This window comes from Streptomyces sp. NBC_00083, assembly GCF_026343295.1.
In the GTDB taxonomy this organism is placed as follows: domain Bacteria; phylum Actinomycetota; class Actinomycetes; order Streptomycetales; family Streptomycetaceae; genus Streptomyces.
On sequence record NZ_JAPELY010000005.1, the window covers coordinates 260,794 to 287,066 of the forward strand.

Sequence of the window (26,273 nt, forward strand, 5' to 3'; positions counted from 1 at the left end):
GAGAGGAGAAGCATGCACGGCCCCATTGCCCCGCACGGTCCCATCGCGGTGATCGGAGGCGCGGGCAGGACCGGCACTCTGGTGACCCGGCGGCTGCACGAACTGGGCGCCCGGGTCCGGGTGGTCAGCCGCGACCCCGAGCGGGGCGCCGCACCGCTGCCCCGCCAGGTGGAGGTGCACCGCGCGGACGTGCGGCACGCCGCCACCCTCGCGGACGCGCTGCGCGGCTGCTCCGCCATCGTCTTCGGCGTGGAGCCGGGCACCGCGGACACCGGTCCCGACTCGCCCGAGTCCACCGTCCACGACGGTGTCCGCAACGCCCTCGCGGCCGCCGCGGAGCACGGCGGACAACCTCACTTCGTGCTGATCAGCCAGATCTTCGTGACCCGGCGCGAGCACCCCATGAACGCCTACGGCCGACTGCTCGACTGGCGGCTGCGCGGTGAGGACGCGGTACGGGAGTCAGGTCTCCCCTACACCGTGGTCCGGCCGAGCTGGCTCACCGACGACCACTCGGTGGGCAACCGGGTCCGCCTGGAGCAGAACGACCGCGGCTACGGCTGGGTCTCGCGCGCCTCGGTGGCCGAGGCCTGCGTCCAGGCGCTGCGCGCCCCGCAGGCCGCGGGCCGCACCTTCGAGATATACAGCGAGCCCGGCACCGCCCCGGACGACTGGCCGGCCCTGTTCGGCCATCTCGCCCCCGACCGGGTGCTGGAGCACCGGGTCGCCTGACCCCCGCCGGCGCGGCCGCGCGCCGCACGATCCGTCCGACCGGCGCCTGTGGCCGGCGGCCCACCAAGACCGGGCGGCACGCCTCCCGGTCCTCGATACGACGAGGGCGGTCCCCGACCGTTCCGCCCCGTCCCCCCTGCCCACCGGCCATTCCCCCGCGCCGGCGGGCCAGGAACCGGGGCCGGCCCGGCCCGGCGGACTCCTCCGCCGCGGCCGCCGGCGCCGGTCTCCGCACCGAGGCCGCAGAGCCCGCTCTACCTGTGACCGTGCCTCGACGATCCCCGAATTCCCGTGGAGAGGGCTGGGTAATAGCCGTGGTAGCCGCCGTACCTGAGCAGAAATTGCCCGACGAGATTTCTCCGGAGATTGTCACCGAGTTCCTCAACCGGGCACTCGCCTCCATTCCGCGCGCCGATCAGCGGCGCTGGGGCGACTTGTACGTACGCGGCCTGCTCTCGGTCGACGGGAAGAAGACAATGCGCGCACTCGCCGGAAACGGCCGGGGCAGCGTGGAGCAGAGCCTCTACCAGTTCATCAGCAAATCGCCGTGGGACGCGATGCCGGTGCGCCGGGAACTGGCCCATCTGTTCCAGGGTCTGGCACAGCCGCGCGCATGGGTGGTGCAGCCCCTGGTGATTACCAAAGTGGGGCGCCATTCGGTGGGTGTGGAGCGCCAGTTCGTCTCGCAGTACGGACGGGTAGTCAACTGTCAACAGGCGATGGGCGTTTGGCTGGCTTCCGACCGAGTGAGCACCCCGGTCGACTGGCGCCTCGTACTGCCGGAGTGCTGGACCGACGAGCCCGGCATGCGGGAGCGGGCCTCCATCCCCGACGGCGTGGGCGCCTGCCCGCCCGAGCAGTGCGCCATCGGCTCGGTCGCGGCCATGGCGGACGAATGGAGCCTGCACAGCCGCCCGGTCGTGATGGACCTGCGGGAGACCGACCCGTACCCCGTCTGCGCCGAGCTGACGGCACGTCAAATTCCGTTCGTGGTGCGCGTCCACCCCGCCTCCTCGCACACCGCGCTCGACTGGGGGCCGCACCACGGTGCACCGGCCGGACTCACCGCCGCGCTGAGCCGGCACCAGATGCCCGTGGAGTGGCTCGACCACACCACCGACACCCTGCGCGCCACCTCCGTCGGCGCGACCCGGGCCCGGCTGCGCGACCGCCAAAGCCCCGCCGAGAGCCAGGATTTGCTGCTGCTCGGCGCGTGGACGACGGCCGGACGGCCGGCGCCCGACGAGTTCTGGCTCACCAACATGCCCCAGTCGCAGCTGGGCACCGTCTACCGCACCGCGATGCTCAGCCGCCGCGTCGAGCGCGACCTCGCCACCTACGGCGACCCGCTCGGCCTGCGCGACTTCGAGGGGCGGTCCTTCCGGGGCTGGCACCACCACATGACGATGGTGTCGCTCGCCCACGCCATCCGGGTGCTCACCGCCCCGCAGCCGGTACGGGCCGTCCCCGGCCGGCGGACCATGGAGGCAAGCGCCGCATGACCACTCAGCCGTCCCCTGTCATCACGGAGTTGAGCGAGAGCGAGCGGATCGCGGCGGACCTGCGCCGGCTGCTGCCCTCCTGGATCCGCACCCAGCGCTGGTACGCCGGCAAGGACCACGCCCTCGCCGAGGCCGAGCCGGTCCTCGTCGACGTGCTGTGGCCGGGCGAGCCCGCCCTCGTCCACACCGTCATCAGGACCGGCCCCGACGACTGGTACCAGCTCCTGGTCGGCGTCCGCACCGAGCTGCCCGGCCGGCTCACCGCCGCCTCGATCGGCCACGCCACCGCGAGCGCCGGCCGGGTCCTGTACGACGCGACCGCCGACCCCGAGCTGATGGGCCGCCTCATCGAGCTCCTCGGCGCCGAACGCTCGGACGCGGCCGTGGAGTTCCACCGCATGCCCGGCGCCGACATCCCGGCCGCTCTGCCCGCCCGGCTGCTCGGCGCGGAACAGTCCAACACCTCCGTCGCCTTCGGCGACCGCATGATCCTCAAGGTGCTGCGCCACCTGGTGCACGGGCCCAGCCCCGAACTGGAGCTCCTCGAAGCCCTGCGCCGGGCCGGCAACGTGCCGAGCGCCGCACCGCTGGGCTGGCTGCGCACCGCGCCCGGCGCCCTCGACGGCGAGATCACCCTCGGCATCCTCCAGGAGTTCGTGCCCTCGCGCGGCGACGGCTGGGCCCTCGCCGTCGCCGAGGCGCGCGCCTGCCTGACCGGCGCGTGCGACAGCGTCTCGCCGTTCGGCGGCTTCGCCGAGGAGTCCCGCGCGCTCGGCCGGGCCACCGCCGAGGTGCACGCCGCGCTCGCCGCACAGCTCGGCACCGAGACCCTCGGCTCCGGGGGCGCCGTACGGCTCGCCGACGCCCTGGGCGTACGCCTGGAGGCGGCGCTCGCCGAGGTGCCCGCCCTGCTGCCCCACGCGCGGCAGCTGCGGGCCATGTACCGCGACCTCGCCGAGGTCGCGGGCAGGGGCCTGGAGGCCCAGCGCGTCCACGGCGACCTGCACCTCGGCCAGGTGCTGCGCGGCGAGCAGGGCTGGGTGCTCATCGACTTCGAGGGCGAGCCGGGCCGCCCGCCCGAGGAGCGGCGCCACCCGCAGCCCGCGCTGCGCGACGTCGCCGCGATGCTGCGCTCCTTCGACTACGCCGCCCACCACGCGCTCGCCGAGGTGCTCGGCGCCCCGCCCGGCGAGCAGCCCGCGCGGGACCCGCGGGGCATCCGCCTGGCGCAGCGCGCATCGGCGTGGGCCGTCCACAACCGGCGCGCGTTCTGCACCGGCTACGCGGAGGCGGGCGGCGCCGACCCCCGGGTGCGTCCGGTGCTGCTGCGCGCCTTCGAGGCCGACAAGGCGGTGTACGAGGCGCTGTACGAGGCGCGCAACCGGCCCGAGTGGCTCGCCATCCCGCTGGCCGCGGTCCGCAGGCTCGCGACCTGGCAGCGCCCGGCGGGCTGACCACGCGACCGGTCCCGGCCACGGACGGGCACCTTGAGGACGAAGGGGAGACATGAGCACACCACACAGGAGCGGCGCGTTCGGCGGGGCGCACGGCGTCGAGGTGGCCGACCCGGCGGCGACACTCGCCGCCATCGAGGCCGCGTACACCGGCGGCGGCGTCCGCCTCGACCGCGCGGACGGCCTCACCGTCCGTCTGGAGAACGGCAGTTGGTTCACCGTCCGGCCCTCCGGCGACGGGCCGGGGCTCCGGTTCACGGCCGGGGGGCCGGACGCGGCAAGCGTGCGACAACTGGGTGACGTGGTGCTCGCGCTGGTGCGCGGCGTCGGACTGGAGGCAGCGGCATGAGCGACTCGACGGACGTCGACTTCTGGTTCGACCCGATCTGCCCCTGGTCCTGGGGGACCTCCCGCTGGCTGCTCGAAGTACGCCGGCAGCGCCCGGTGACCGTGCGCTGGCACGTGATGAGCCTGGCCGTCCTCCAGGACAACCCCCGGCTGCCGCGCGCCTACCGGCAGATGCTCGCCGAGGCCCGCGGCCCGGCCCGGGTCTGCGCCGCCGCCCGCGCCGAACACGGCGACGAGGTGCTCGGCCCGCTCTACACCTCGCTCGGCACCCGCTTCCACGAGCGGGGCCTGCCGCAGGACCGGCCCACCGTCGAGACCGCGCTGCGCGAGTGCGGCCTGCCCACGCGCCTCGCCGACGCGCTGGTCTCGCACGCCCACGAGGAGGCGCTGCTCATCTCCCACAAGGCGGCCGTGACCCTCGCCGGCGACGACGTCGGCACCCCCGTGCTCGCCCTCGACGGGCCTCCCGGCACGGGCCAGGTCGCCTTCTTCGGGCCGGTGGTGACGCCGGTGCCGCGCGGCGAGGACGCGCTGCGGCTGTGGCACGGCCTGACGATGATGGCGGCCACGCCCGGCTTCTACGAGCTGAAGCGGAGCCGGGGATGAACACGGCGGCACCGGTCGACGCGGCCGTCGTGGGCGGCGGGCCCGCGGGGCTCTCCGCCGCCCTGTACCTGGCGCGCTACAACCGCGAGGTGCTGGTCTTCGACACCGGCCACGGCCGCTCCACGCACCACCAGGTCAACCACAACTACCTGGGCTTCCCCGGCGGCATCCCCACCGTCGACCTGCGCAAGCTCGGCACCGAGCAGCTCGCCCGCTACCCCGGCGCCCGGATCGCGCACCACCGGGTCACCGCCGTCGAGGGCGACGCCGGGCGCGGCTTCACCCTGCACGCCCAGGACCTGACCTGGCGGGCCCGCACCCTGGTCCTCGCCACCGGCGTCCTCGACCACTTCCCGCACTTCCCGCACTGGGAGTCGTACGTCGGCCGCTCCATGTTCTGGTGCATCACCTGCGACGGCTACGAGAACCGGGGCCGCTCGATCCTCGTCGTCGGGCACACCGACGCGGCGGCCGGGGAGGCGATGCAGCTGCACAGCCTCACCGACCGCGTGCGGCTCCTGACCAACAGCGCACACGACGAGATCACCCCCACCTTCCGTGCCCGGCTCGCGGCGGCCGGGATCGAGGTGGTGCACGACCGGATCGCCGAACCCGAGGGCTCCGAGGGCCAGTTGACGGCGATCCACACCCGGGGCGGCCGGCGCCTCGCGCTCGACTCGCTCTTCTCCATCCAGGGCGCCACCCCCGAGACGGCCCTCGCCCGCCAGCTCGGCGTGGAACTCGCCGCTTCGGGGTACGTCGCCGTCGACACCGAGCAGAAGACGTCCGTGCCCGGGGTGTACGCGGCGGGCGACCTCACCGCGCTCCACTCCCACCAGGTGACCTCCGCCGTCCACGAGGGCGCACAGGCCGCGTCGGCCGCCAACTACTTCCTGTATCCACCGGAGCTGAAGGCCGACTAGGCGAACTACCCGGTCCGGGCGACGGCCTTCGCCGCCTTGTCCCAGTTCCCCCGCAGCCGCGCCAGATAGTCGGCGGCCTGACTGCCCGGCTTCACGCCCCGCGCGAACGCCGCCATGTTGCCACCGCCCGCGTTGTACCCGAGCGCCATCAGCTCCTCACGCGAATAGGACCCCGCCCAGTGCGCGGGGAGCTGCTTGGACATGTCGTGCAGGTACCAGGCCGCCGCCTCCACGGCGAGCGCGCGGTCGTCGGGCAGCTCCTGCCACGAGCGGGAGGCGAAGTCGCGGCCCCGCTTGGTCTGGTCGAAGGCGGCCCGGTGCATGTTGGCGATGCCGAACGCGGCGTCGGGCTTGTACTTCTGCCAGCTCCGCTCGAAGGCCGGGTCGTGCGGCTTGTAGTCCTCGTTGTAGAGGATCGCCATGAGCAGCTGGGCGCTGACGCCCGCCTTCTCGGCGTACGTACGCACCTGGGGCGCGTAGGCGGCGGGGTCGTAGGCGCCGCCGGGTGCCGAGGGGGTCGGCGACGGTGGGGCGGAGGCGGCCACGGACGCCGGGTGCGAGGGGGTGGGCGAGGGGCTCCCCGCGTCCGACGACCACCCCAGGTAGTGGGCGCATCCCCACCCGGCGAGGGCCGCGGCCGGCAGCACCATCCACCGGGCACGCCCGCCCCGCCTGTGCCGCTCGGCCATCGTCGCCCCGCCCTTCGCTCCGGTCGCTGCCGGTCCCCAGTCTAGGAAGAGGTGGTCAGGAGAGCGTCAGGACGGCGTTGCCCCGCACCTCGCGGGCCCTGATCGCGGCGATGACGTCGGCCGTGCGGGACCAGTCGCGTACCGCACCGATCTCCGGGTGCAGCCGCCCCGCCGCCACCAGGCGGACCAGGGCCGCGAGGTCGCCGCCGTAGGTGGTGTCGGACGCGGTGTAGTCGAAGTGGGCGATGCGGGCCTGGTCCGGGCCCTTGAAGAAGTCGAAGAAGTCCAGGGTCACCGGGGTGCGGCTCGCCTGCCCGAACCAGACGAGCAGCCCGCCGGGCGCGAGCCGGCCGAGCGCGGCGGGCAGGCTGTCACCGCCGACCGATTCGAGCACGACGTCGTACGGTCCTGCCGCGTCGGCCACCGACGTGACCAGCTCCTCGGCACCCAACTCGACCAGCCGGGCCCCTCGTTCGGGAGTGGCGGCGACCACGGTGACGGCCGCGCCCGACGACGCGGCGAGCTCCGTGACGTAATGGCCCACCCCGCCGCTCGCCCCCGTGATCAGGACCCGGCGCCCCGCGACCGGGCCCGCCGCGCGCAGCAGCCGCAGCGCGGTGATGCCGGCGAGCGGCAGGGCGGCGGCGGTCACCGCGTCCACGCTGTCGGGCAGCTCGGCCACGCTCGTGGTCGGCACGGCGACCCGCTCGGCCCAGCCGAACGCGGGCGGATGGGCCACGACGCGGACGCCGGCGGCGGGCCCGCTCCCGTCGGCGGCGGCCCGCACCACGGTCCCCGCCACGTCCTTGCCGGGCCGCCACCCCGGCCAGGTGCGGTCGAGCTGCCCGTCGAGCTGGAAGGTCTCGCCCCGGTTCACCGAGTACGCCTCGACGGACAGCACCAACTCGTCGTCCGCCGGGGCGGGTTCGGGCGCCTCGCCCAGGACGACGGGCGCGCCGGCGTCTTCGGGGGTGCCGGGCAGTACGGCCTTCATGACGGCTTCCTTTCCGCGGTGTCGTGAGGGGGCGTATCAGACGAAGACGACGTTCTTGGCGTGCAGGGTGTCGATGTACTCGCGAACGGCGACGATCCGCCCGTCCCGCACGGTGAAGACCGCGAGGCAGTGCTGGTCGTAGCGGGCGCCCTCCGTGGTGAGCGCCCGGGTGTTCCACTCCGCGAAGACCCGCTCGCCGTCGGCGATGACGCCTTCGAACGCGAACTCCATCGACTCGGGCACGAAGTGCGACACCATCGCCGGGATGAACTCGCCGAGGATCTCCTGCGGGCCCGTCCAGGTCCGCGACAGCGGCAGGTCACCGGCGAGGGTCCACGTCGCGTCCGGCGCGAAGAAGCCGCTCAGGGCGGAGAAGTCGCCGGTGGTGAGGGTGTCCATGTAGCCGAGGACCACGGCACGTCCGGTCTCGGTGGCGGGGGTCGCGGCGGCGGGGGTGACTGCGGCGGTGACGGTCTCGGTGCTCATGTTCTCGGCCTGTCCTTCGGTCGTCCCGGTTGCTCTTTCCGACACCTGAACCCTAGGAACGGGAGACCCGCCGAGGGAAAGACCTGTTCGGAACCGCGCCATGCCGTGCCGGCATAACGGCTGTTCACAGGGGCCGGTACGCTGCCCGGCATGTTCGAACTCCGCCGTCTGCGCTCCTTCCTCGCCGTCGCCGAGGAACGCAACTTCACGCGCGCCGCCGAACGGCTGCACATCGCCCAGCCCGCGCTCAGCCGCCAGATCCGTCAGCTGGAGCAGGAACTCGGGGTACGGCTCCTCGACCGGACCACCCACGCCGTCGAACCCACGGAAGCGGGCCGCCTGTTGATGGAGCGCGGCACCGAACTGTGCGCCGAGGCCGACCGGTTGTGGCGGGACGTGCACGGCTTCGCCGCATCCGAGCGGTCCACGCTGACGCTCGGCTACAGCACCAGCACCGGATACGGCACCGCGCCCGCGCTCCTGGCGGCGCTCACCGAACACCACCCGGAGCTCACCGTCACCACCCGGCTGCTGCCCACCGCCGCCATCGTGGCCGGGGTGACCGACGGGACCCTGGACGCGGGGCTTGTCCGCTGCCCGCCGCCGACCCCCGAACTCGTCCGCACCCTCGTCCGCCTGGAGCCCCAGGGCGTCCTGCTGCCCGCGGGGCATCCACTGGCGGCGGGCGAGAGCGTCGAGGTGACGGCGCTCGCCGACGAGCCCCTCCTGATCCACCCGCGCGAGGCCAACCCCGGCCACTTCGACGCGATCACGGCCCTCTACGCGCGGGCCGGTCTGACCCCCCGCCTCCTGCTGCGACAGCTGTCGTTCGACGCGGCGCACACCCCGGTGGCGCGGGGCGAGGCCGTCTCCGTGACCGGCGCGTCCGCGATCGAGGGGCTCCCGGCCGGCCTGGTGTGGCGCCCGCTGCGGCCGGCGGCGGCGATCGAGCTCCACCTGCTGACCCGGGGCCGGGCGCGCCGCCCCGCCGTCGCCCAGCTGCTGCGCACGGCGTCGGGGACGGCCCGTGCGCAGGGGTGGCTGCACTCGCCGGCGTGACGGGCGCGTCTGCCGGGCCGGGGGGAGGCGGCCGGGCGGCCGCACGCCCCGCCCGGACGGCGCTAGCGGAACGTCCCCATCGCCTCGCGCACCTCGTCCAGGGTCGCCTCGGCCACCGCGCCGGCCCGCTCGTTGCCCTCGGCGATCAGCCGGCGTACGTACCCCATGTCCTGGGCGTATTCGGCGCGGCGGGCCCGCAGCGGGGCGAGGTGGGTGTTGACGGCGTCGGTGACCTCGGCCTTCAGGGCGAAGGCTCCGCCCTCGCCGATCCCGGCGGCCACCTCGTGCGGGTCGCGGCCCTGGCAGAGCGCGGCGAGGAGCACGAGGTTGCTCACCGCGGGCCGGTGCTCGGGGTCGTAGGAGATCAGCCGGGTCGCATCCGTCTTCGCGCCCCGGATCAGCCGGGCCGTATCGTCCGAACTCGCTTTCAGAGCAATGGAGTTGGCGCGGCTCTTGCTCATTTTGGTGCCGTCGGTGCCGAGCAGCAGGGGCGCCTCGGAGAGCAGGGTGCGCGGCTCGGGGAAGACCGGCCCGTACCGCTCGTTGAAGCGGCGGGCGATGGTGCGGGTCAGCTCCAGGTGCGGCTCCTGGTCCCGGCCGACGGGGACGAGGGGTCGCCTTGCAGAACAGGATGTCGGCGGCCTGGTGGGCGGGGTAGGTGAACATCAGACCCGAGACGGCGGCCTGGCGGGAATGGGCGATCTCGTCCTTGACGGTGGGGTTGCGGCCGAGTTCGGCGACCGAGACCAGGCTGAGGAAGGGCAGGAGCAGCTGGTTGAGGGCGGGGACCGCGCTGTGCGTGAACACCGTCGCGCGCGCCGGGTCCACACCGCCCGCGAGGTAGTCGAGAACGAGGCCCTCCACGTGCTCGCTCAGACGCTCGGCGACGTCCCGGTCGGTGAGCACCTGGTAGTCGGGGATGACGAGGAACAAGTCGACGCCCTCGTTCTGGAGCCGGACCCGGTTGCGGAGGGTGCCGAAGTAGTGGCCGAGGTGGAGGGGCCCGGTGGGCCGGTCGCCGGTCAGGACGCGCTCGGGAACAACCGGCCCGGTGACGGCGGGGCGGCCGGTGCCGGGCCCGGTCGCCGGGGCGGAAGGCGTCGTCGTGGGGCGCAGGGTCGTGGTCATCGTGGGCTCCTCGGGAGGCAGTGGGTGGTGACGGGGCGGGCCTGGACGGCGCCCACTGCGGGATCCAGCGAGGGCAACAAAAAGGGCCGTCCAGTGATGAACGGCCCGATGACGATGGCGTGCGTGGAGGTCGTGGCCGCTCCTAGGAGGAGCGCCACCAGCTGAGGCGGGATCGGCACGACGACACGGACGGCATACGGCCACTGTAACGCGGCCGGGCCGGACGCGGTCGGCTCCTGCGTACGGTCAGGTCTTCTCGTGTGTGTAGAACACGTAGAACGAGACGAGGAGCATGGCGCCGCCCCAGATCGCTCCGATGCCGGAGGACCGCAGGATGCTGTGGTCCGAGAGGCTGTACAGGAAGCCCATGGCGCAGCCGAACAGCGTGGCGTACGCCGCCGCGCGGATCTCGCGGGGCAGTGCGGACTGGACGCGCAGGAGGGCGAGGCCAAGGACGGTCAGGAGCAGGCCCGCCACGACGCCCAGGACGATCTGGCCGCCGGTGAGCACACCGTTGCTGCCGGCGTTGCGCTGGATGGCGGCGGCCCAGACGCCGTACGCCACTCCGAGGACGACGGGGACCGCCAGGACGGCGGTGCTCGGGCGGTGCGTCGTGCGGCGGTCCGTGCGGCGGCTCGTGACGGGTACCGAAGCGTGTGCGGCCATGGCGGCATTCCTTCCGCTTGCCCGGGACACATGGGTGCGTGCGTCCCCCATACAGCCCACACCCGCGGGCGCCGAAGGGCAACCCGGGATTACGTGGACGGGTGCGCAGCTTCCTGTCCGCGGTCTTCCGGTGGCTTCGGGCCGTCGGCCCCCGGGGCGCGGCCGCCTGTCCGGCGGTGGCGGCCGGCGCGGTGCGCCGCCGGCGCGTCCTCATCGGGGTGGGCGCCGGGCTCGCCGTGGGTGCCGTGGTGCTGCGCGTGCTGGTCGCCGCCGGCAGGTCGCACACGCTCGACGGGCTCCCCGCGGACTCCGACCCCGCGGCCGCGGGGTCGGTCTACGACGCGCTCACGGACTTCCTCACGACGACGGCGTGGGCCGTCCTCGCCTTCGGGCTGGCGCTGGCGCTCGGGTCCTGGCTCACGGGCCGGCCGTGGCGGCGAGCGCGGCGAGACGCCGAAGCGCCCCGGCCAGGACCGGCGCCGGCGGGGTCGCCAGGCCGATCCTGACCGCGTCGGGCACCCGGCCGCCCACCGCGAAGGCGGTGCCCGGCGTCACCGCGACCCCGAGCCGCTCGGCCGCGGCGGCGGCGAACGTCTCGGCCCGCCAGGGTGCGGGCAGCTCCCACCAGCAGAAGTAGGCGGCCGCGTCGCCCCGCACCCGGAAGCCGTCGAGATGCGTGCGGACGAGGGCGTGGCGGGCGGCCGCGTCGGCCCGCTTGGCGGCGGTGACCGCCTCGACAGTGCCGTCCCCGGCCCAGCGCACCGCCGCCTCCAGGTTGAACCCGCCCGCGGTCCACGCCCCCGAGCGCAGCGCCCGCGCGAGCGCCGGTGTGTGGCCGGCGGGCGCCACGAGGAAGCCCGTGGTGAGACCGGGCGCCAGCCGTTTGGAGAGGCTGTCGACGAGGAGGGTGTGCCCGGGGGCGTACGCGGCCAGCGGGGGCGGGGCGGCTCCGGTCAGGAACGCCCACGTCGTGTCCTCGATCGCGCACAGGTCCAACTCGACCATGGTGGCGGCCAGTTGGGAGCGGCGCTCGTCGTCCATGGTGAGCGTGAGCGGGTTGTGCAGGGTGGGCTGTACGTAGAGCGCGGAGAGCGGGGTGCGGCGATGGGCCGCCGCGACGGCCCCGGGAAGCAGGCCGCCGGCGTCCATGGCGAGCGGCACCAGGTCGATGCCGAGCCGCTCGGCGACCGCCTTGACCAGCGGATACGTCAGCTCCTCGATGCCGAGCCGGCCACCGGGGCGCACCAGTGAGGACAGCGCCGCCGCGATCGCCTGGCGGCCGTTCCCCGCGAAGAGGATCCGCTCGGGGTCCGGCCGCCAGCCCGGCCGTGCGAGGAGCTCCGCGGCCGCGTCGCGCGCCGCCGCCGTGCCGTCGGCGGCGGCCGGGCGGGTGGCCCCGGTGAGGACGTCGGGCCGCAGCAGCCCGCCGAGCGACCGCGCCATCAGCTCCGACTGCCCTTCCGCCAAAGGGTAGTTGAGCTCCAGGTTGACCGGGGTGCGCCCGCTGTCCTCGGCGAGGACCGAGCCCGGATGCGGCGGCGCGGCCCGCACGAACGTGCCGCGCCCGACCTCGCCCACCACCAGGCCCCGGCGGCCGAGTTCCCCGTACACCCGGATCGCGGTGGAGACGGCGATCCGCCGGGCGCGCGCGAAGGCCCGCTGGGTGGGCAGCCGGTCGCCCGGACACAGCGCCCCGGACGCGATCTGCGCCGCCACCTCGTCGGCCACCCTGCGGTAGTCCACGCCCCTCACCCGTCCCTCGGCCGCCCGGCCCCGGCATTGCACCGAGAGCAAAGAGCCTATTGCACCGAGCAGTTGCCCGCACCTAGCCTCCTCACCATGTCCCGCACCCACACGCCTCTCCCGTACGCCGACGAGGGCACCGGCGGCGCCCTGCTGCTCGTCCACGGCCACCCCTTCGACCGCACCATGTGGGCCCCGCAGATCGAGGAGTTCGCCCGGACGCACCGGGTGATCGCGCCCGATCTGCGCGGCTACGGCGACGCGCCCGTCGTGCCCGGCACCACCCTGCTCGCCGACTTCGCCGAGGACGTCCTGGCGCTGGCGGACGCGCTCGGCGTCGAACGGTTCACGCTCGGCGGTCTGTCCATGGGCGGCCAGATCGTCATGGAGTGCTACCGGCTCTTCCCGGAGCGCATCGAGGGCCTGCTCCTCGCCGACACCTTCCCCGCCGCCGAGACCCCCGAGGGCCGCTCCGCCCGCGAGGCCACCGCGGAGCGTCTGGTGCGCGAGGGCATGGCGGGCTACGTCGACGAGGCCCTGGACCGGATGGTCGCGCCGTACGCGCCGGAGTCCGTACGGGCCCATGTGCGCCGCATGATGACGGCCACGCATCCCGAGGGCGCGGCGGCCGCTCTGCGCGGGCGGGCCCGACGCCCGGACTACCGGGCCCTGTTGACCACCGTCTCCGTGCCGGCCCTGGTGGTCGTGGGGCGCGACGACACGTACACGCCGGTCGCGGACGCCGAGGCGATGCACGCGGCGATCGGCGGATCGGAGCTCGCCGTCGTCGAGGACGCGGCCCACCTGCCCAACCTGGAACAGCCCGCGGCGTTCAACGAGGCCGTGCGCGGCCTGCTGGCGCGGGTGGCGGCGCGAGCAAAGGCTTGAGCAACCGTGCCGGGCGCGGGGCCGTCCGTGCGAGAGGATGCGAACCCTGTGACCGGCTAGCGGGAGGCAGGCCGCCGTGGACACCTTGAGCACCGGGACCGAGGCGGAGCGCGCGGTGCCGGAGGTCCGGCGCCGGCACCCCTGGCGGGTGGTCTCCTCGCTTGCCGGAGCGCTCCTGCTGGCCGGGGTGAGCGGGGTGGTGGGCTGCCGGGCCGCCGGTTCGGACGGGGTCACCCCGGTGCCGCAGGCCCTCGCGTTCCTGCCGTGGCTGCTGGTGCCGGGCGGCGCGGGGCTCGTGCTCGCGGTGCTCGGACGGTGGCGCACCGGGATGGTGTGGGGGGTGGCGGTGCTCGCCGTCACCGGCTGGTACACCCAGCCGTACGGGGACGCCACGACCCGGCCGAAGGGGCCGGTCCTGGCCGAGTTCTCGGTGCTGACCTCCAACACCGAGTTCGGGTGGGCGACGGACGACCTGATCGCGACGGTCCGGCGCGAGGAGCCCGACATCGTCTTCGTCGAGGAGTGCGGCTTCCGCTGCTCCGACGCGCTCGCCGCGCGCGTGCCGGCGTCGGACTACCCCTACCGCGACGTCGTGCGCGAGGACGGCTCGGCGGGCTCCGCGATCCTCAGCCGCTTCCCGCTGAAGGCGGCCGCGCCCATCCCGTCGGAGATGGCGATGCCGGGCGCGGTCGCCACCATCGGCGGGCGCGAGGTGCGGCTCCAGCTCGCGCACCCCATGCCGCCGCTTCCCGGCGCCGACCAGAAATGGCATCAGGAGCTGGGCCGGGTACGGGAGTTCGCGAAGGCGTCCAAGGGCGGCCCGGTCGTCCTGGCCGGCGACTTCAACGCCACGCAGGACCACGCCCTGTTCCGTTCGGTACTCGACGGGGGCGCCCTGCACGACAGCGCCCGGCTGGCCGGACAGTCGCGGGCCTGGTCGTGGCCGGCCGACCGGACGACGCCGTTGCGCACGCAGATCGACCACGTCCTGGTGAGCGACGACTTCAAGGCGGCGTCGGCGCGCTTCCTCACCCTGCGCGGCACCGACCACCGCGCGCTCCTCGTGAAGCTGGGGCTGTACGGCGGGTAGCCCTGCGGGCAGCAGCAAAACTATCCACAGCCTGTGGATAACATTTACGCTTCCGTTGGCCGCCCCGTTTGCGCCAAGTGATCCTTTTGCGGTGTCGTGTGTTCATGGCTGATCAGAAGCGGGCGGGAAACGGCGGGCGGGCCGGGTTTCCGGCGCCCCCGGAGTGGCTCATCGGGGGGCTGCGGCCCGCCCCCGCCCCGATCCCCTGGCCGGCCGTCGCCCGCGCCGCGATCGCCCTGGCCGCGCCGCTCGCCGTGGGCCTCGCGACCGGGCACGGCGCCTACGGCGCGCTCGCCTCCATGGGCGCGCTCAGCGGCGTCATCGGCGACACCGCCGACGCGTACCGGATGCGGGTCTTCAACATCGCCGTGCCGCAGCTCTTCGGCGCGATCGGCGTCACCGTCGGCAACCAGGTCTTCGGGCACGGCTGGCTCGCGGTGGGCGCGCTCACCCTGATCGCCCTGGTCTCCGGAATGATCTCCTCGATCGGCGCGGTCGCCTCCGTGTCCGGGCTGCTGCTCCTGCTCAACGCCGTCGTCGGCGCGGGCCTGCCCATGCCGGGCCCCTGGTGGAAGGCGCCCCTGCTGCTCAGCCTCGGCGGCCTGTTCGTCCTGCTCCTGAGCCTCCTGGCCTGGCCGCTGCGCCGCACCGAACCCGAACGCGACGCCGTCGCCGGGACCTACCGCGCCGCCGCCGACGCCATCGAGGCCGCCGCGAGCGACACGTACGACACCCGGCGCCAGGCCGTCACGCACTCCCTCAACACCACCTACGACCTCGTCCTCGGCCGCCGCGCCCGCGAACACGGCCGCCGGGGCGAGCTGGTGCGGCTCTCCGCCCAGCTCAACGTGGTGATCCCGATCGTGGAAGCGGCCCCCGCCGTGCACCTGCGGGGCTGGGGCGTGGACCCCGCGTTCCCCGCGGCCGTACGGGAGTTGGCGGACGCCGTCGCCGAGGGCCGCACCGGCCCGGCCGTACCGGAGCTGCCCGCGCCGGCCACCCCCGCCGAGCGCGCCCTGGACAGCGCGGTGCGGCACGCCTTCGCGGTGGTGCACCACCCCGACCCCGACCAGACCAACATCGACGACCGGCTCGGACGCCCCGCCGCCCTGCGCATCCGGCTGCGCCGCGCGACCCGCAACGTCCTGCTCTCCGGCGCCTCCTGGCGCTACGGGCTGCGGCTCGCGCTGTGCATCGGGCTCGCGCAGGCGCTGGTGTCCGTGGTGCCGGTGGAGCGCTCGTACTGGGTGGCCCTCACCATCGTCTTCGTCCTCAAGCCCGACTTCGGCTCGGTCTTCGCGCGCGCCCTGATGCGCGCGATCGGCACGGCGGGCGGGCTCCTCATCGCGGCGGCCGTCCTGTCCGAGGTGCCGCGCGGCTGGTGGGACGTGCCGGCGCTCATGGTGCTGGCCGCGCTGATCCCGGCGTTCTCCGCGAAGGGGTACGCCTTCCAGACGGCGGCGATCACCCCGGTGATCCTGCTCCTGTCGGACATGCTCAACCACCAGGGCTTCGACCTGGTCCTGCCGCGCCTCACCGACAGCCTCATCGGCTGCGCGATCGCGCTGGTCGCGGGGTACGTGCTGTGGCCCGAGAGCTGGCACACGCGGGTCGGGGCGCGGCTCGCGGACGCGGTCGTGGCGACGGCGGAGTACGTGGAGTACGCGTTCGGGTCCGAGGCCGACCGCGCGGAACGCGTGCGCCGCAGGCGCCGGCTCTACCGGGACCTGTCGACCGTACGCAGCGAGTTCCAGCGGGCGCTGACCGAGCCGCCCCCCATGGGCGCGCGGGCGGCGGCGTGGTGGCCGCTGGTCGTCGCGGTCGAGCGGGTCGTGGACGCGACGACGGCGGCGCGGGTCCGGGTCAACCACGGGGCGCCGTGGCCTGCGGCCGGCGAGGTCGCGGAGATCGCGGGGGAGTTGAGGGAGCTGGCGCAGGGGGTGCGGCGGAGTCCGACGCCGGTGGGGGTGCGGGCGTGTCTCGCCGGGGACGACGAGGGCGTCCTGGCCCCCCTCCGCCAGGAGGTCCAGGCGGCCCGAGCCATCACCACCCACCCCAACTGACCCGCCCACCCCGGCTCATGGGACCCACCTCAGCCCGTCCGGCGATTGAGGACGAGCGCCCGCAAGGCGCGAACGGGGTCCGGGGCGAGCCCCAGCAACCCCGCTTTTGTCTGCGGATCGTGCGGGGCTGGTCGCGCAGTTCCCCGCGCCCCTGTAGGGCACCCGGCACCAAGCCCGCAGCTCGCGCCCACCGCGGCGGAGCCGCGCACACGTCACAGCCCCGCGCCCCTGTAGGGCACCCGGCACCAAGCCCGCAGCTCGCGCCCACCGCGGCGGAGCCGCGCACACGTCACAGCCCCGCGCCCCTGGGTGGGTTGGCCTTGGCAGGGTGTCCATCCCGAGCCACCTCAGCCCGTCCGGCGATTGAGGACGAGCGCCCGCAACGCGCGAACGGGGTCCGGGGCGGAGCCCCGGGGGTCAGAAGAGGGGGAGTTGGCCTGAGGTCGGGGGGAGGGGGAAGGCGTCCAGGGTGGGGTGGGTGGCGTCCAGCGGAGCCCGGCGTTTGGAACCCGCGCAGAGCACCAGCTCCACCCCCTCGTGCGAACGCGGATCGTGACGCACGAACTTGCCCGCCACCACGGCGACGGATCGACCGCAGGACGGGCAAGTACGGCGCGGGGAGACGGAGAGCGGCGGCATCCCCCCATGCTGCCAGAGGCCTACGCGGCCGGCTTGAACGCCGAGGCGAGCCCGTTGCGCCACAGGCTGTTCACACGGGACTTCTCCGTGCTGTTCGGGTAGGCGTTGCGGCACGACGTACCGGGCCCGCCGCCCGACATCAGCTCACTGCACGGCCCCGAGTAGTGGTCGGGAAGACCCAGCACGTGCCCGGTCTCGTGCGCGACGACCCGCACCGAGTAGTACTGCTGGTTCTGGGTGTAGTCCAGGAAGATGTAGCCGTTGCCGTGGCCGTCGGTCGAGGCGTACGAGCCGTTCTGCGTGTCGTTGCCCTCGTAGTACTGGAAGTCCGCGCCGGACCCGCTCTCCGCGAGCCGCACGTTCTGCACCGAGGAGTTCCAGATCTGCGCGGCCTGCGATATCTGCGAGCGGAAGCTGGGGGCGTTGGCCGCGCTGTAGTACACCGTCACCGAGGCGGCGAGCGGGTTGGCGGCGCGCTTCTTGGCGACCGACTTCATGACCGCGTCGTAGAACGCCCGGTCGTTGGCGGCGGAGTGCTTGGCACCCGGGGTGAAGTGCGCGGCGGTGGACGGGGCGGCGGCGGTGGACGCGGTGGCGGCGGTGGCGGGGATCGCGCCGAACCCGGCGAGGGCGAGGCCCAGGGCAGCGGTCACGGCGAAGGTACGGGGGTGTCTCATGGGGGGTTGCCAATCGTTGTGGGGGATCCGCGTGCGGCTGGGTGGGCCGCACCCGGGTGGGGTGTGCAGGGACCGGTCGACGCGCCTGCCCCGACCGGGTGGGTCGCGGCGCGGCGTCGTCCCGGTGATTGTGGAGGCCACAGCGACGGACGGGAATGATGCCGGTCTGCGATAACTCCCGCGTATCAGAGCGGTTTTGGACACCTGGTGCGCGGCGGGGGCGCCGCCTAATCTCAGCCGCATGGAGCTGGAGGTGAGACATCTGCGGGTGCTGTGCGCCATAGCCGACGCCGGCAGCCTGCACGGCGCGGCCCGCGCGCTCGGCACGAGTCAGCCCGCCCTGACCACGCAACTGCGGCGCATCGAGCGCACCCTGGGCGGGCGGCTCTTCTCGCGCGAGCGGACCGGCTGTGTGCCCACGGTGCTCGGCCGGGGCGTCGTCGGCCGGGCCCGCCCGCTGCTCGCCGCGCTCAACGCCCTGGTCACCGAGACCCGGGCCGCCGCCGCCCGCGCCGCACGGGGCGAACGGCTGCGCATCGGCTCCACCGCGAGCCGCGCCATCCCCGGCTGGCTGCGCCGGCTGCGGGAGCGCCTGCCCGGCACCGAGACCGAGCTCCAGGTGGCGGTTTCGGCCACCGCGCTGCTGCGCCAGGTCGCGGCGGGCGAACTGGACGTCGCATTCGTGCACGAGGTGGAGGGCTGCCCGCTGCGCATCCCGCCGGGGCTCGACGTCCGTACGCTCGTGGAGCGCGAGCCCCAGTTCGTGTGCCTGGCCGCCGACCACCCCGCGGCCCACCACCCCGTCGTGGACCTGACCGATCTCGCCGCCGACCAGTGGATGGTCGACCCCAGCGTGGACGGCGAGTGGGAGGGACTGCGCCGGGTCCTGAACGCGGCCGGCCTCAACCCCCGCGTCCTGCACGGTGATTACCTGACGGCGGTGGGACTGGTCACCACGGGCGAGATCGTCACCCTGTGCCAGCCCACCTCCCGCCCCCGCTCCGACTTCGCCATCCGCCCGCTGCGCGGCGACCCGCTGGGTGTGCGCCTCCTCCTCGCGGTCCGCAGCGGGGCGTACGGGGGCGAGCTCGCCGGGGTCGGCGCGGACCTGGAGGCGGCGTACTGGGAGGCGGCGTCGTCCTCACCGCCCTACCGGGCGTGGCTGGAGCGGAGGGGCGACTACAGCCATCCCTCGCGGCCCTGGGTCCACCCCTCGGGTGCGGCCGCGCTCAGGTCCGTACGACCCGCCCCCGGTGCAGCGTCCCCGTGACCCCGGTGAAGCGGAGGTCGAGCCCGACCCCGTCGCGTTCGGCGTGCAGATGCAGATGCGGCTCGGTGGTGTTGCCGGAGTTGCCGACCTCACCGACCGGCTCCCCCGCCCGCACCCGGTCCCCCGTGGCCACCCGCACACTGCCCGGCCGCAGATGCGCGAGTTTGACGATCTCGTCGCCGGTGTCGATGAACACGTGGTTGCCGTACGGCGGTTCGTAGCGGATCGTGCCGGGCAGCTGGTCCGCGTAGCCGTCGGCGGCGGACACCACACGCCCGGCGCAGGGCGCGTACAGCGTGGCCCCGTAGATCACGTAACTCCGCGGGGACGCGCCGCCGCCCGGGTGGGAGCCGCGCGGGCCGGTGCCGACGATGTCCAGCGCGCCGCGCTCCTCGGGGTGCGCGGTGTGGTGGTTGAGGCCGGGGCCGCCGCCCTGGAGGACGAGCCAGGCGCCGCCCCGCAGCGGGAACTCCAGGGGCGCGGAGAGCGCCGCGCCCCAGCGGTGGCGGCGCGCCCACACCAGATACCCGGCGCATCCCGCGAGCAGCACGGCGACGGCCACCAGGTACGCGTCCGGGCGGCCCACGGGGAGCGGGGCCGTGCGCCCGCAGGAGGCGAGGGCCGCGGCCGCGCCCGCCGCCGCGCCCGCGCGGAGCCACCGGTGCAGCCGGGCCGGCGCGAAGAACCCCGTGCAGAGCAGACAGCCGATGGCCACCAGCGCCACATCGGCGCACCAGGCCGTCACGGTCGGGGCCCGCCAGCAGGCCACGATCCGCACCGCGAACAGCGCGCACAGCATCAGGGCGACGAGGGCGCCCCGCACGCGCGGCGGGAGACGCGGACGGCGGCGCGCGGGACGGTGGAAGCCGGGGGCTATGAGGAGGCCGACGATCCTGCCCTCCGCGTCCGCCCGCGCGTACGCGAGGACCCGGCCGACCGGGCCCTCGATCACCAGCCCCTCGGGCCCCTCGGTGACCCCGGCGAAACCGCCGACGCGGTCACCGGTCGCCGTGAGGATCTCGTGCAGCCGCTCCTGGCCGACGGCGGCCACGACGCGGGGCGCGAGTTCGGGCCACCGCTCGGGCCCGGCGAGCAGGAAGCGCTCCAGGGCGTGGGCCGCCCCGCCCGGGTCCGGCTGCTGTATCGACTCCACGGTCCGGTGATCTTCCTGTGGTCGGGGGCGAAGGGCACGGTGGGACCCGGAAACCCGACGCTCTGTGGCCCGCAAGACGATCGATGCGGCCGCCCGGTTGTGTGCCGGGACGACGGGTCCGTGAGCCGCCGCTCACACCCGTCCCGGCGCACGGCCCGGACGAAGTCGGTACGCCGCACCGTGTGTTCCGCGCCTCGGGACCGCGCCGGGCAACCACGCACCGCCCCGGCGACTACGATGCCGTCGACTCCGGGTTGCCGCACCAGAGCGGAGCGCCTGTCGCACGGGACCGCTGCACCCGGCGTTTCTGACATACCGCCATATGTCGCGCCGTCAAAGGATGTTCGGCCATGAGCAGCAGCACCAGCGGCAGAGGGCTCCAGCCCAACGTCCTGTCTCCCTTCGACACCGTTGTCATGGCGGTGGCGGGCAGCGCCCCCGCCTATTCGCTCGCCGCCACCACCAGCGTGCTCGTGGGCTCCGTGGGTCTCGCGAGCCCCGCCGCCCTGCTGTACTGCGCGATACCCATGCTCGGCATCGTGCTCGCCTTCGGGCGGCTCGGCCGGATCGACGTGAACGCGGGCGCCGCCTACTCGTGGGTGGGCCGCACCCTCCACCCCTTCCTCGGCTTCCTCAGCGGCTGGGCGCTCGTGGTCGCCGCCACCCTGTTCATGGTGGCCGGCTCGCTGCCCGCCGGGCAGATGACCCTCGGCCTCTTCGACGCCGGCCTCGCCCACGACACCGCGCTCGCCACCGCCACCGGCGCCGGCTGGTTCCTGCTGATGCTGGGCGTCGTCCTGGGCGGCGCCCGTCTCTCCGCACGGGCCCAACTCGTCATCTCCGGGATCGAGTTGACGATCCTGTTCGGCTTCTCGGCCGGCGCCCTCATCCGGGTCGGCGAGGGCGCGGGCGCCGTCCCCTTCGACTGGTCCTGGCTCGGCTTCAGCCACTTCGACGGCGTCTCCGGGTTCGCCGCGGGCACCCTGATCGCCGCGTTCTACTACTGGGGCTGGGACGTCACCAGCAACCTCAGCGAGGAGACCCGCGACAGCCGCCGCACCGCGGGGCTCGCCGCCCTCGTCGGCGTCGGCGTCGTCTTCGCCCTGTTCCTCGCCTTCACCGTCGCCACCGACGCCCTGCTCACCGGCGACGAGATCACCCACGGCCAGTCCAACGTCCTGGCGCTGCTCGGCGAACGGATCTGGCCCGGCGCGGGCGGACAGCTCATGGTGCTCGCCGCCGTCCTCTCCACCATCGCCACCCTGGAGACCACCCTCATCCAGGTCACCCGCTCGCTGTTCGCGATGGGCCGCGACCGTACGATGCCGGGCGCGCTCGGCGCCTTACACCGGCGGTGGAACACCCCGTGGGTCGCGATCGTCGTCGTCGGCGCGGTCGCGCTGGTGCTGTTCGTCGCCTCCAACGCCCTCGGCTCGGTGCAGGACATCATGGCCGACGCGCTCTCCGCGATCGGCCTCCAGACCACCCTGTACTACGGACTCGCCGGCCTCGCCGCGGTCGTCGCCTACCGCAGGACCCTCACCCGGTCCGTCGGCTCGTTCCTGCTCGGCGGCGTCTGGCCGCTGCTCGGCTCGGTCTTCATGTTCTGCGTCTTCGGGCTCTCGCTGACCCGCCTCAGCGGCGCGGCCGTGGCGATCGGCATCGGCAGCCTCCTCGCCGGAATCGTCCCGATGCTCTGGTACTGGCGCCGCGGCAGCCCCTACTACCGGCCCGCCCGCCTGGACGCCACCCGCTCCTTCGCGGCGGGCGCCGGCCACGCGAACGCCCCGACCCGGCCCGCCGGTCACGCCAACGCCGGGCACCCCACCGACTTCTGAGAGGCGGTACGCGGATGGCAGCGCTGCGCCGCCGCTCCGAGCGCAAGACGGCCGTACGCTTCGACGCCGACCTCGGCGACCACGCCCTCACCGTCGCCCGGCACGACATCGTCATCGGCCGCTGGCAGGGCGTACGGGATCTTCTGCGGGCCACCGGCGACGACTGGCCGCTGCGCACCCACCGCATCAGGGCGCTCGCCGACGCCGCCGCCGGATCCTCCATCGTGGAGGCCTGGCGGGCCGCCGAGCCGGACAGCCCGGACGCGGCGGTGCTGCGCGCCGCGACCGAGGTGACCCGGGTGTTCAACGGCGCGATCGCCGCGGGGCGCGGCGCCGGCACCGACCGCGACCGCATCGACGTCGCCGTGATGGCCTGCCTCGGGGCCGCCGACGCCCGCCCCGCCGACCCCACGCCCTGGGCCTCACTGCTCACCGTGGTCCGGCTGTACGAGGGCGGGGTCGCCCGGCGCGAACTGCGGTCCTGGTGGGACGAATTGCGCCGCCGCGACCCGTACCACCTCGAAGGCCACATCCAGATGGTGCGCTACTTCTCGGCGCGCTGGCACGGCACGCACGGCTCGATGTACGACTTCGCGCGCGACGCGGCGGGCGCCGCCCCCGCCGGATCGCCGCTGCCCGTCCTGGTGCAGATCGCCCGCGTCGAGGAGTACCGCTACGTCGCGGAGGCGGCGAAGGGCCGGCCGGTGCGGGGTTTCGGACAGCACTGGAACCACGAACTCGCCGTGACCGAGCTGCGGCGCACCTACGACCGGTGGCTGGGGGGCCGTCCCCCCGGCCCCGTCCGCGCCGCGGAGGCCGCCGAACTCAACTACCTCGCCCACGCGGCCTGTTCCGCGGGGCTCACCCGAGAGGCGGTGGCTCTGGTCGGGCTGCTCGGCGAGCGGGTCTGCACGGTGCCGTGGGTCTACACCGGCGACCCCGCCCAGCAGATTCTGCGCTGGCGGGAGCAGGCCCGGGGCTGAGCCCGCCGGACTTGCCCCGGCCCCTTTCCGGGAAACCCCCGGCGGGGTCGCTAACCTTACGTGTCCGCGCTGGCCAGGGATCGGACCTCGGACCGGTCGGCGCAGTGCGGTACGTATCGCACCCAACTCATGCGAAAGGCCTCGCCCATGGGCATTCGGAGCTTGCTGCGCAAGGTGTTCGGACGCGATCGCGCGGAGCGTGCCGAAGAGGCGTCGGCGGCTTCCGTACCGCCCCAGACGGAACGCACCCTGGAGGCGTCCGGGACACCGGCCGCCACCACCCCGGCCGCCGCGCCTGCCGACGCGCCTGCCGTGCCGGCGCCGGGCCGCGCCGGCGACCTGTCCGCCGCGGAGGCGCTCGTGGCCGCCGCGTTCGACGGCCCGCGCCCGCCCGCCCCGGGCACGGACACCCCGTCGTCCACCGGCACCCCGAGTACGGCCGGACCGTCCTCGGACACCGCGGACACCGCGGACGCCGCCCCCGAACCCGCCGTCGCCGAGGTGCCCCAGCCTCGGGCCGAGGCGAAGCCGGAGCCGGAGCCGGAGCCCGTACCGGAGCCGGTCGAGGCGGCCGAGCCGGAGCAGGCCGCCGAGCCGGAGCCCGAGCCCGAGCCGGCCACGGCGGAGGCCGCGCCGGTCGTCGAGACCGCGCCCGAATCCGCGCCCGAGCCCGTAAAGGCCGAGGTCACGGAGCCGGAGCCCGCCCCCGTGGTGGAGCCGGCGGCCGAGCCCGTCCAGGCGGCAGCCGAGCCGGAGCCGGTCGTCGAGCCCGAGGCCGCGCCGGCCACCGTCGAAGCCGAGGCCGTCGAAGCCGAGGCCGTCGAGGCCGAGGCCGTCCCTGTCGAGGCCGAGGCCGCGTCGGGGGCCAGGGCCGCCAAGCCCGCCGTCTCCGCCGCTCGCGTCAAGTCGCGGGCGCCGGGGCTCTCGGGGGCGTACAAGGCCGCGGGGGCCGCGCTCAAGAAGGCGGGGCTCGACGGGGCGCGGGCCAAGGTGTACCTCGTGCTCGACCGGTCCGGGTCGATGCGGCCGTACTACAAGGACGGCAGCGCCCAGGGCCTCGCCGAGCAGGTGCTCGCGCTCGCGGCCCACCTCGACGAGGACGCCACCGTGCACACCGTGTTCTTCTCGACCGACATCGACGGCTCCGTCGACCTCACCCTCGACGCGTACGAGGGCGTGATCGACGAGACGCACGCCGCGCTCGGCCGGCTCGGCCGCACCAGCTACCACCGGGGCGTCGAGGAGGTCGTCGAGCACGCCGAGAAGGCCGGGCACGAGGGCCCGGTGCTCGTCGTGTTCCAGACCGACGGCGCTCCCGACGCGAAGCTGCCCGCGCGCCAGGCGCTCGCCGATGTCGCCGACAAGCCGCTGCACTGGCAGTTCGTGGCGTTCGGCGAGACGGACGCCAAGGCGTTCGACTTCCTGCGCACGGCCGAGGGCGACCACGATCACGTCGGGTTCTTCCACGCCGGTCCCGCGCCGCGCGAGCTGAGCGACGCCGAGGTCTACCGGGGGCTGCTCAGCTCGTACCGTCCGTAACGCGTGCACCTTCCGTTACGCGGGCCCCTCCGGCGCCGCAGGTCCGGGCCTTCGCGGGGAGGGAGACGGTCACGGTGAGCCCGCCCTCGGCGCCGGGTTCCGCCGTGGCCGTCCCGCCGTGCGCGACCGCGATGGAGCGCACGATGGACAGGCCGAGCCCGGCGCCCGGTCCCATCCGGTCGCGGCCCTCGCCCCGCCGGAACGGCTCGAACAGGGCCGGGACCCCGTCCGCGGCGACCTTCGGGCCGGTGGGGTTGGCCACCACGAGCCGGCCGCCGTATACGGCGACCTCCACCGTCCCGCCGGGCGCGTTGTAGGTGACCGCGTTGGCGAGCAGGTTCGCGGTGAGCCGGGCGAGCAGCGCCCGGTTGCCCCGCACCACGGCGGGCGCCGCCGTCACCTTCACGGTGTCGTAGCGCGCCGCCTCCTCCCGTACGACCGCCGCGAGGTCCACCTCTTCGCGCCGCTCCAGGCCGCGCTCGCTGCGGGCCAGCATCAGCAGGCCCTCGATGAGCTGCTCACTGCGCCGGTTGTTGTCGAGCAGCGTGGAGCGGGTGGCCTCCAGGTCGGCGGGGCCGGGCTCGCCGTCGAGGCCGACCTGGATCGCGGCGCGCTGGGTGGCGAGCGGGGTGCGCAGCTCGTGCGAGGCGTTGGCGATGAAGCGGCGCTGGCTGTCGAAGGCCGCTTCGAGCCGGCCCAGCAGGTCGTCGATGGTGTCGCCGAGCTCTTTCAGCTCGTCGTCGGGTCCGGCGGCGCCCACCCTCTCGTGCAGATTGCTCGCGGTGAGCCGGCGGGCCCGCGCCGTCATGACGTGGACGGGGCGCAGCAGCCGGCCCGCCGTCCACCAGCCGACCACGACCGCGAGCAGGGCGATCGCGACGAGGGCGAGGGTGGACCACAGAGCGGTCTGGCTGGAGGCGGCGTCGCTGACGTCGGCGCTCACCCGGTACACGGTGAGCGGTTCCAGCGGCATGGCGCCGTTGCGGTAGGCGGCCACCCCGGACGGCATCCGCAGCGTGGTCGCGCGGGTCGCGATGGCGGTGGCCTGCTCTTCGGTGCCGGCCCGGGAGAGCAGGTTGACCACGGCGAGCAGCGCCGCCCCGAGCACGAGGAAGACCCCGCCGAAGATCATCGCTATGCGGGTCCTGATCACAGGGCGTACCCGACCCCTTGGACCGTACGGATGAGGGCGGGCTCGCCGAGCTTGGCGCGCAGCTTGCTCATGGCGACGCGCACCGCGCCCGTGAACGGGTCGGCGTTGGCGTCCCAGGCGCGCTCCAGGAGCTCCTCGGCGGAGACGGCGCCGCCGTCCGCCTCCAGCAGGATCTGGAGCACGGCGAACTCCTTGGGCGTGAGGTCGAGCTCCTGGCCCTCGCGGTGCGCGGTGCGCCGCACGGTGTCCAGGCACAGGCCATGCCGTTCGAGGACCGGCGGCACCGGGCGGGCGCTGCGCCGGCGCAGGGCCCGCACCCGCGAGACCAGCTCGGGGAATTCGAAGGGCTTGCCCAGGTAGTCGTCGGCGCCCAGGTCGAGGCCCTCCACCCGGTCGTCCGTCGACGCGGACGCGGTGAGCATGAGGATCCGGGTGCGGGAGGCGTCGGCGACCAGACGGCGGGCGACCTCGTCGCCGTGCACCCGGGGCAGGTCGCGGTCGAGCACCACCACGTCGTAGTCGTGCAGACCCAGGTAGGCGAGGGCCGCGTCCCCGCTGTAGACCGTGTCCACGGCGAAGCCGGCCCGCCGCAGACCGGTGGCGACGAGCTCGGCGAGGACCTCCTCGTCCTCGGCGACCAGTACCCGCAT

General features: G+C 74.6%; 24 protein-coding genes and 1 pseudogene. 15 read left to right on the plus strand and 10 right to left on the minus strand.

Annotated features, from left to right (window positions below; translation table 11 throughout):
• The first annotated feature begins 12 nt into the window (after positions 1 to 12).
• From OOJ98_RS33820 to OOJ98_RS33845, 6 genes are all read left to right on the plus strand, one after another.
• Entirely contained in the window at positions 13 to 732 is a 720-nt protein-coding gene (locus OOJ98_RS33820; protein WP_267058960.1) for an SDR family oxidoreductase, read from the plus strand.
• 341 nt (positions 733 to 1,073) lie between these two features.
• Positions 1,074 to 2,234: a transposase gene (locus tag OOJ98_RS33825; RefSeq protein WP_267058961.1), complete on the plus strand. Its 1,161-nt coding sequence runs from the start codon at positions 1,074 to 1,076 to the stop codon at positions 2,232 to 2,234.
• Entirely contained in the window at positions 2,231 to 3,688 is a 1,458-nt protein-coding gene (locus tag OOJ98_RS33830; RefSeq protein WP_267058962.1) for a hypothetical protein, read from the plus strand. The genes OOJ98_RS33825 and OOJ98_RS33830 overlap by 4 nt, the downstream gene beginning before the upstream one ends.
• 52 nt (positions 3,689 to 3,740) lie before the next feature.
• Complete coding sequence (locus OOJ98_RS33835; RefSeq protein WP_267058963.1) at positions 3,741 to 4,037, plus strand: hypothetical protein; 297 nt, start codon at positions 3,741 to 3,743, stop codon at positions 4,035 to 4,037.
• Positions 4,034 to 4,642 carry a DsbA family protein gene (locus OOJ98_RS33840; protein ID WP_267058964.1) on the plus strand — a complete coding sequence of 203 codons (609 nt, stop codon included), beginning with the start codon at positions 4,034 to 4,036 and terminating at the stop codon, positions 4,640 to 4,642. Before OOJ98_RS33835 ends, OOJ98_RS33840 begins: the two co-directional genes overlap by 4 nt.
• Positions 4,639 to 5,565 carry an NAD(P)/FAD-dependent oxidoreductase gene (locus OOJ98_RS33845; protein ID WP_267058965.1) on the plus strand — a complete coding sequence of 309 codons (927 nt, stop codon included), beginning with the start codon at positions 4,639 to 4,641 and terminating at the stop codon, positions 5,563 to 5,565. The genes OOJ98_RS33840 and OOJ98_RS33845 overlap by 4 nt, the downstream gene beginning before the upstream one ends.
• Before the next feature lie 5 nt (positions 5,566 to 5,570).
• Here the strand turns inward: OOJ98_RS33845 and OOJ98_RS33850 are convergent, their stop codons facing one another.
• Genes OOJ98_RS33850 through OOJ98_RS33860 form a run of 3 tightly spaced genes read right to left on the minus strand, consistent with a single transcriptional unit; the run spans position 5,571 to position 7,734 of the window.
• On the minus strand, positions 5,571 to 6,254 hold the full coding sequence (locus OOJ98_RS33850) for a transglycosylase SLT domain-containing protein (RefSeq protein ID WP_267058966.1): 684 nt from the start codon (positions 6,252 to 6,254) through the stop codon (positions 5,571 to 5,573).
• 55 nt (positions 6,255 to 6,309) lie between these two features.
• Positions 6,310 to 7,248, minus strand: a complete 939-nt coding sequence (locus OOJ98_RS33855; protein WP_267058967.1) for a zinc-binding dehydrogenase — start codon at positions 7,246 to 7,248, stop codon at positions 6,310 to 6,312.
• Positions 7,249 to 7,284: 36 nt separating this feature from the next.
• Positions 7,285 to 7,734 (minus strand): nuclear transport factor 2 family protein, encoded by a 450-nt coding sequence (locus OOJ98_RS33860; RefSeq protein WP_267058968.1) that lies wholly within the window; start codon positions 7,732 to 7,734, stop codon positions 7,285 to 7,287.
• Between the two features lie 150 nt (positions 7,735 to 7,884).
• Here OOJ98_RS33860 and OOJ98_RS33865 point away from each other — a divergent pair, with 150 nt between their 5' ends.
• The gene (locus OOJ98_RS33865) at positions 7,885 to 8,793 is read left to right on the plus strand and encodes a LysR family transcriptional regulator (protein ID WP_267058969.1); all 909 of its coding nucleotides are present in this window, start codon (positions 7,885 to 7,887) and stop codon (positions 8,791 to 8,793) included.
• Between the two features lie 62 nt (positions 8,794 to 8,855).
• Here OOJ98_RS33865 and trpS read toward each other — a convergent pair.
• Together trpS and OOJ98_RS33875 are read right to left on the minus strand one after the other, a co-directional pair.
• Positions 8,856 to 9,921: pseudogene (trpS, locus tag OOJ98_RS33870) on the minus strand (tryptophan--tRNA ligase).
• Positions 9,922 to 10,167: 246 nt separating this feature from the next.
• Positions 10,168 to 10,587, minus strand: coding sequence for a hypothetical protein (locus OOJ98_RS33875; RefSeq protein ID WP_267058970.1), 420 nt, complete (start codon positions 10,585 to 10,587; stop codon positions 10,168 to 10,170).
• Between the two features lie 101 nt (positions 10,588 to 10,688).
• Between OOJ98_RS33875 and OOJ98_RS33880 the strand changes: the two genes are divergently transcribed.
• Positions 10,689 to 11,093: a hypothetical protein gene (locus OOJ98_RS33880; RefSeq protein WP_267058971.1), complete on the plus strand. Its 405-nt coding sequence runs from the start codon at positions 10,689 to 10,691 to the stop codon at positions 11,091 to 11,093.
• Here OOJ98_RS33880 and OOJ98_RS33885 read toward each other — a convergent pair.
• Positions 11,005 to 12,330 (minus strand): PLP-dependent aminotransferase family protein, encoded by a 1,326-nt coding sequence (locus OOJ98_RS33885; RefSeq protein ID WP_267058972.1) that lies wholly within the window; start codon positions 12,328 to 12,330, stop codon positions 11,005 to 11,007. The genes OOJ98_RS33880 and OOJ98_RS33885 overlap by 89 nt on opposite strands.
• Positions 12,331 to 12,426: 96 nt before the next feature.
• On the opposite strand from OOJ98_RS33885, the gene OOJ98_RS33890 reads away from it, so the two are divergent.
• The 3 genes from OOJ98_RS33890 to OOJ98_RS33900 all read left to right on the plus strand — a co-directional run bounded on the left by OOJ98_RS33890 (position 12,427) and on the right by OOJ98_RS33900 (position 16,371).
• Entirely contained in the window at positions 12,427 to 13,218 is a 792-nt protein-coding gene (locus OOJ98_RS33890) for an alpha/beta fold hydrolase (RefSeq protein ID WP_267058973.1), read from the plus strand.
• Positions 13,219 to 13,294: 76 nt separating this feature from the next.
• Positions 13,295 to 14,308: an endonuclease/exonuclease/phosphatase family protein gene (locus OOJ98_RS33895; RefSeq protein WP_323177964.1), complete on the plus strand. Its 1,014-nt coding sequence runs from the start codon at positions 13,295 to 13,297 to the stop codon at positions 14,306 to 14,308.
• 104 nt (positions 14,309 to 14,412) lie between these two features.
• Positions 14,413 to 16,371 (plus strand): FUSC family protein, encoded by a 1,959-nt coding sequence (locus tag OOJ98_RS33900; protein WP_267058974.1) that lies wholly within the window; start codon positions 14,413 to 14,415, stop codon positions 16,369 to 16,371.
• Between the two features lie 659 nt (positions 16,372 to 17,030).
• On the opposite strand, the gene snpA is transcribed toward OOJ98_RS33900, so the two are convergent.
• Positions 17,031 to 17,687 carry a snapalysin gene (gene snpA, locus OOJ98_RS33910; RefSeq protein WP_267058976.1) on the minus strand — a complete coding sequence of 219 codons (657 nt, stop codon included), beginning with the start codon at positions 17,685 to 17,687 and terminating at the stop codon, positions 17,031 to 17,033.
• A 241-nt stretch (positions 17,688 to 17,928) separates the two neighbouring features.
• On the opposite strand from snpA, the gene OOJ98_RS33915 reads away from it, so the two are divergent.
• Positions 17,929 to 18,957, plus strand: a complete 1,029-nt coding sequence (locus OOJ98_RS33915) for a LysR family transcriptional regulator (protein WP_267058977.1) — start codon at positions 17,929 to 17,931, stop codon at positions 18,955 to 18,957.
• Here the strand turns inward: OOJ98_RS33915 and OOJ98_RS33920 are convergent.
• A complete protein-coding gene (locus OOJ98_RS33920; protein WP_323177965.1) occupies positions 18,917 to 20,110 on the minus strand; it encodes a M23 family metallopeptidase in 1,194 nt (397 codons plus the stop codon). The two genes, OOJ98_RS33915 and OOJ98_RS33920, sit on opposite strands and share 41 nt — an antisense overlap.
• Before the next feature lie 350 nt (positions 20,111 to 20,460).
• Between OOJ98_RS33920 and OOJ98_RS33925 the strand changes: the two genes are divergently transcribed.
• The 3 genes from OOJ98_RS33925 (at position 20,461) to OOJ98_RS33935 (ending at position 24,470) form a co-directional block, all read left to right on the plus strand.
• Positions 20,461 to 21,948, plus strand: coding sequence for an APC family permease (locus OOJ98_RS33925; protein ID WP_267058978.1), 1,488 nt, complete (start codon positions 20,461 to 20,463; stop codon positions 21,946 to 21,948).
• A 14-nt stretch (positions 21,949 to 21,962) separates the two neighbouring features.
• A complete protein-coding gene (locus tag OOJ98_RS33930) occupies positions 21,963 to 22,931 on the plus strand; it encodes a hypothetical protein (protein ID WP_267058979.1) in 969 nt (322 codons plus the stop codon).
• Positions 22,932 to 23,078: 147 nt separating this feature from the next.
• Positions 23,079 to 24,470, plus strand: coding sequence for a VWA domain-containing protein (locus OOJ98_RS33935; protein ID WP_267058980.1), 1,392 nt, complete (start codon positions 23,079 to 23,081; stop codon positions 24,468 to 24,470).
• Here the strand turns inward: OOJ98_RS33935 and OOJ98_RS33940 are convergent.
• A complete protein-coding gene (locus OOJ98_RS33940) occupies positions 24,451 to 25,602 on the minus strand; it encodes a cell wall metabolism sensor histidine kinase WalK (RefSeq protein ID WP_267059097.1) in 1,152 nt (383 codons plus the stop codon). The two genes, OOJ98_RS33935 and OOJ98_RS33940, sit on opposite strands and share 20 nt — an antisense overlap.
• Positions 25,603 to 25,619: 17 nt before the next feature.
• Positions 25,620 to 26,273 carry a response regulator transcription factor gene (locus tag OOJ98_RS33945; protein WP_267059098.1) on the minus strand — a complete coding sequence of 218 codons (654 nt, stop codon included), beginning with the start codon at positions 26,271 to 26,273 and terminating at the stop codon, positions 25,620 to 25,622.

Bases quoted from the DNA above. Each gene is read 5' to 3' on its own strand.
- OOJ98_RS33855 (WP_267058967.1), bottom strand. From the start codon at position 7,248: ATGAAGGCCGTACTGCCCGGCACCCCCGAAGACGCCGGCGCGCCCGTC.
- OOJ98_RS33945 (WP_267059098.1), bottom strand. From the start codon at position 26,273: ATGCGGGTACTGGTCGCCGAGGACGAGGAGGTCCTCGCCGAGCTCGTC.
- OOJ98_RS33820 (WP_267058960.1), top strand. From the start codon at position 13: ATGCACGGCCCCATTGCCCCGCACGGTCCCATCGCGGTGATCGGAGGC.
- OOJ98_RS33865 (WP_267058969.1), top strand. From the start codon at position 7,885: ATGTTCGAACTCCGCCGTCTGCGCTCCTTCCTCGCCGTCGCCGAGGAA.
- OOJ98_RS33935 (WP_267058980.1), top strand. From the start codon at position 23,079: ATGGGCATTCGGAGCTTGCTGCGCAAGGTGTTCGGACGCGATCGCGCG.
- OOJ98_RS33835 (WP_267058963.1), top strand. From the start codon at position 3,741: ATGAGCACACCACACAGGAGCGGCGCGTTCGGCGGGGCGCACGGCGTC.
- OOJ98_RS33830 (WP_267058962.1), top strand. From the start codon at position 2,231: ATGACCACTCAGCCGTCCCCTGTCATCACGGAGTTGAGCGAGAGCGAG.
- OOJ98_RS33890 (WP_267058973.1), top strand. From the start codon at position 12,427: ATGTCCCGCACCCACACGCCTCTCCCGTACGCCGACGAGGGCACCGGC.
- OOJ98_RS33925 (WP_267058978.1), top strand. From the start codon at position 20,461: ATGAGCAGCAGCACCAGCGGCAGAGGGCTCCAGCCCAACGTCCTGTCT.
- OOJ98_RS33860 (WP_267058968.1), bottom strand. From the start codon at position 7,734: ATGAGCACCGAGACCGTCACCGCCGCAGTCACCCCCGCCGCCGCGACC.
- snpA (WP_267058976.1), bottom strand. From the start codon at position 17,687: ATGAGACACCCCCGTACCTTCGCCGTGACCGCTGCCCTGGGCCTCGCC.
- OOJ98_RS33900 (WP_267058974.1), top strand. From the start codon at position 14,413: ATGGCTGATCAGAAGCGGGCGGGAAACGGCGGGCGGGCCGGGTTTCCG.
- OOJ98_RS33930 (WP_267058979.1), top strand. From the start codon at position 21,963: ATGGCAGCGCTGCGCCGCCGCTCCGAGCGCAAGACGGCCGTACGCTTC.
- OOJ98_RS33915 (WP_267058977.1), top strand. From the start codon at position 17,929: ATGGAGCTGGAGGTGAGACATCTGCGGGTGCTGTGCGCCATAGCCGAC.
- OOJ98_RS33840 (WP_267058964.1), top strand. From the start codon at position 4,034: ATGAGCGACTCGACGGACGTCGACTTCTGGTTCGACCCGATCTGCCCC.
- OOJ98_RS33850 (WP_267058966.1), bottom strand. From the start codon at position 6,254: ATGGCCGAGCGGCACAGGCGGGGCGGGCGTGCCCGGTGGATGGTGCTG.
- OOJ98_RS33845 (WP_267058965.1), top strand. From the start codon at position 4,639: ATGAACACGGCGGCACCGGTCGACGCGGCCGTCGTGGGCGGCGGGCCC.
- OOJ98_RS33875 (WP_267058970.1), bottom strand. From the start codon at position 10,587: ATGGCCGCACACGCTTCGGTACCCGTCACGAGCCGCCGCACGGACCGC.
- OOJ98_RS33940 (WP_267059097.1), bottom strand. From the start codon at position 25,602: ATGATCTTCGGCGGGGTCTTCCTCGTGCTCGGGGCGGCGCTGCTCGCC.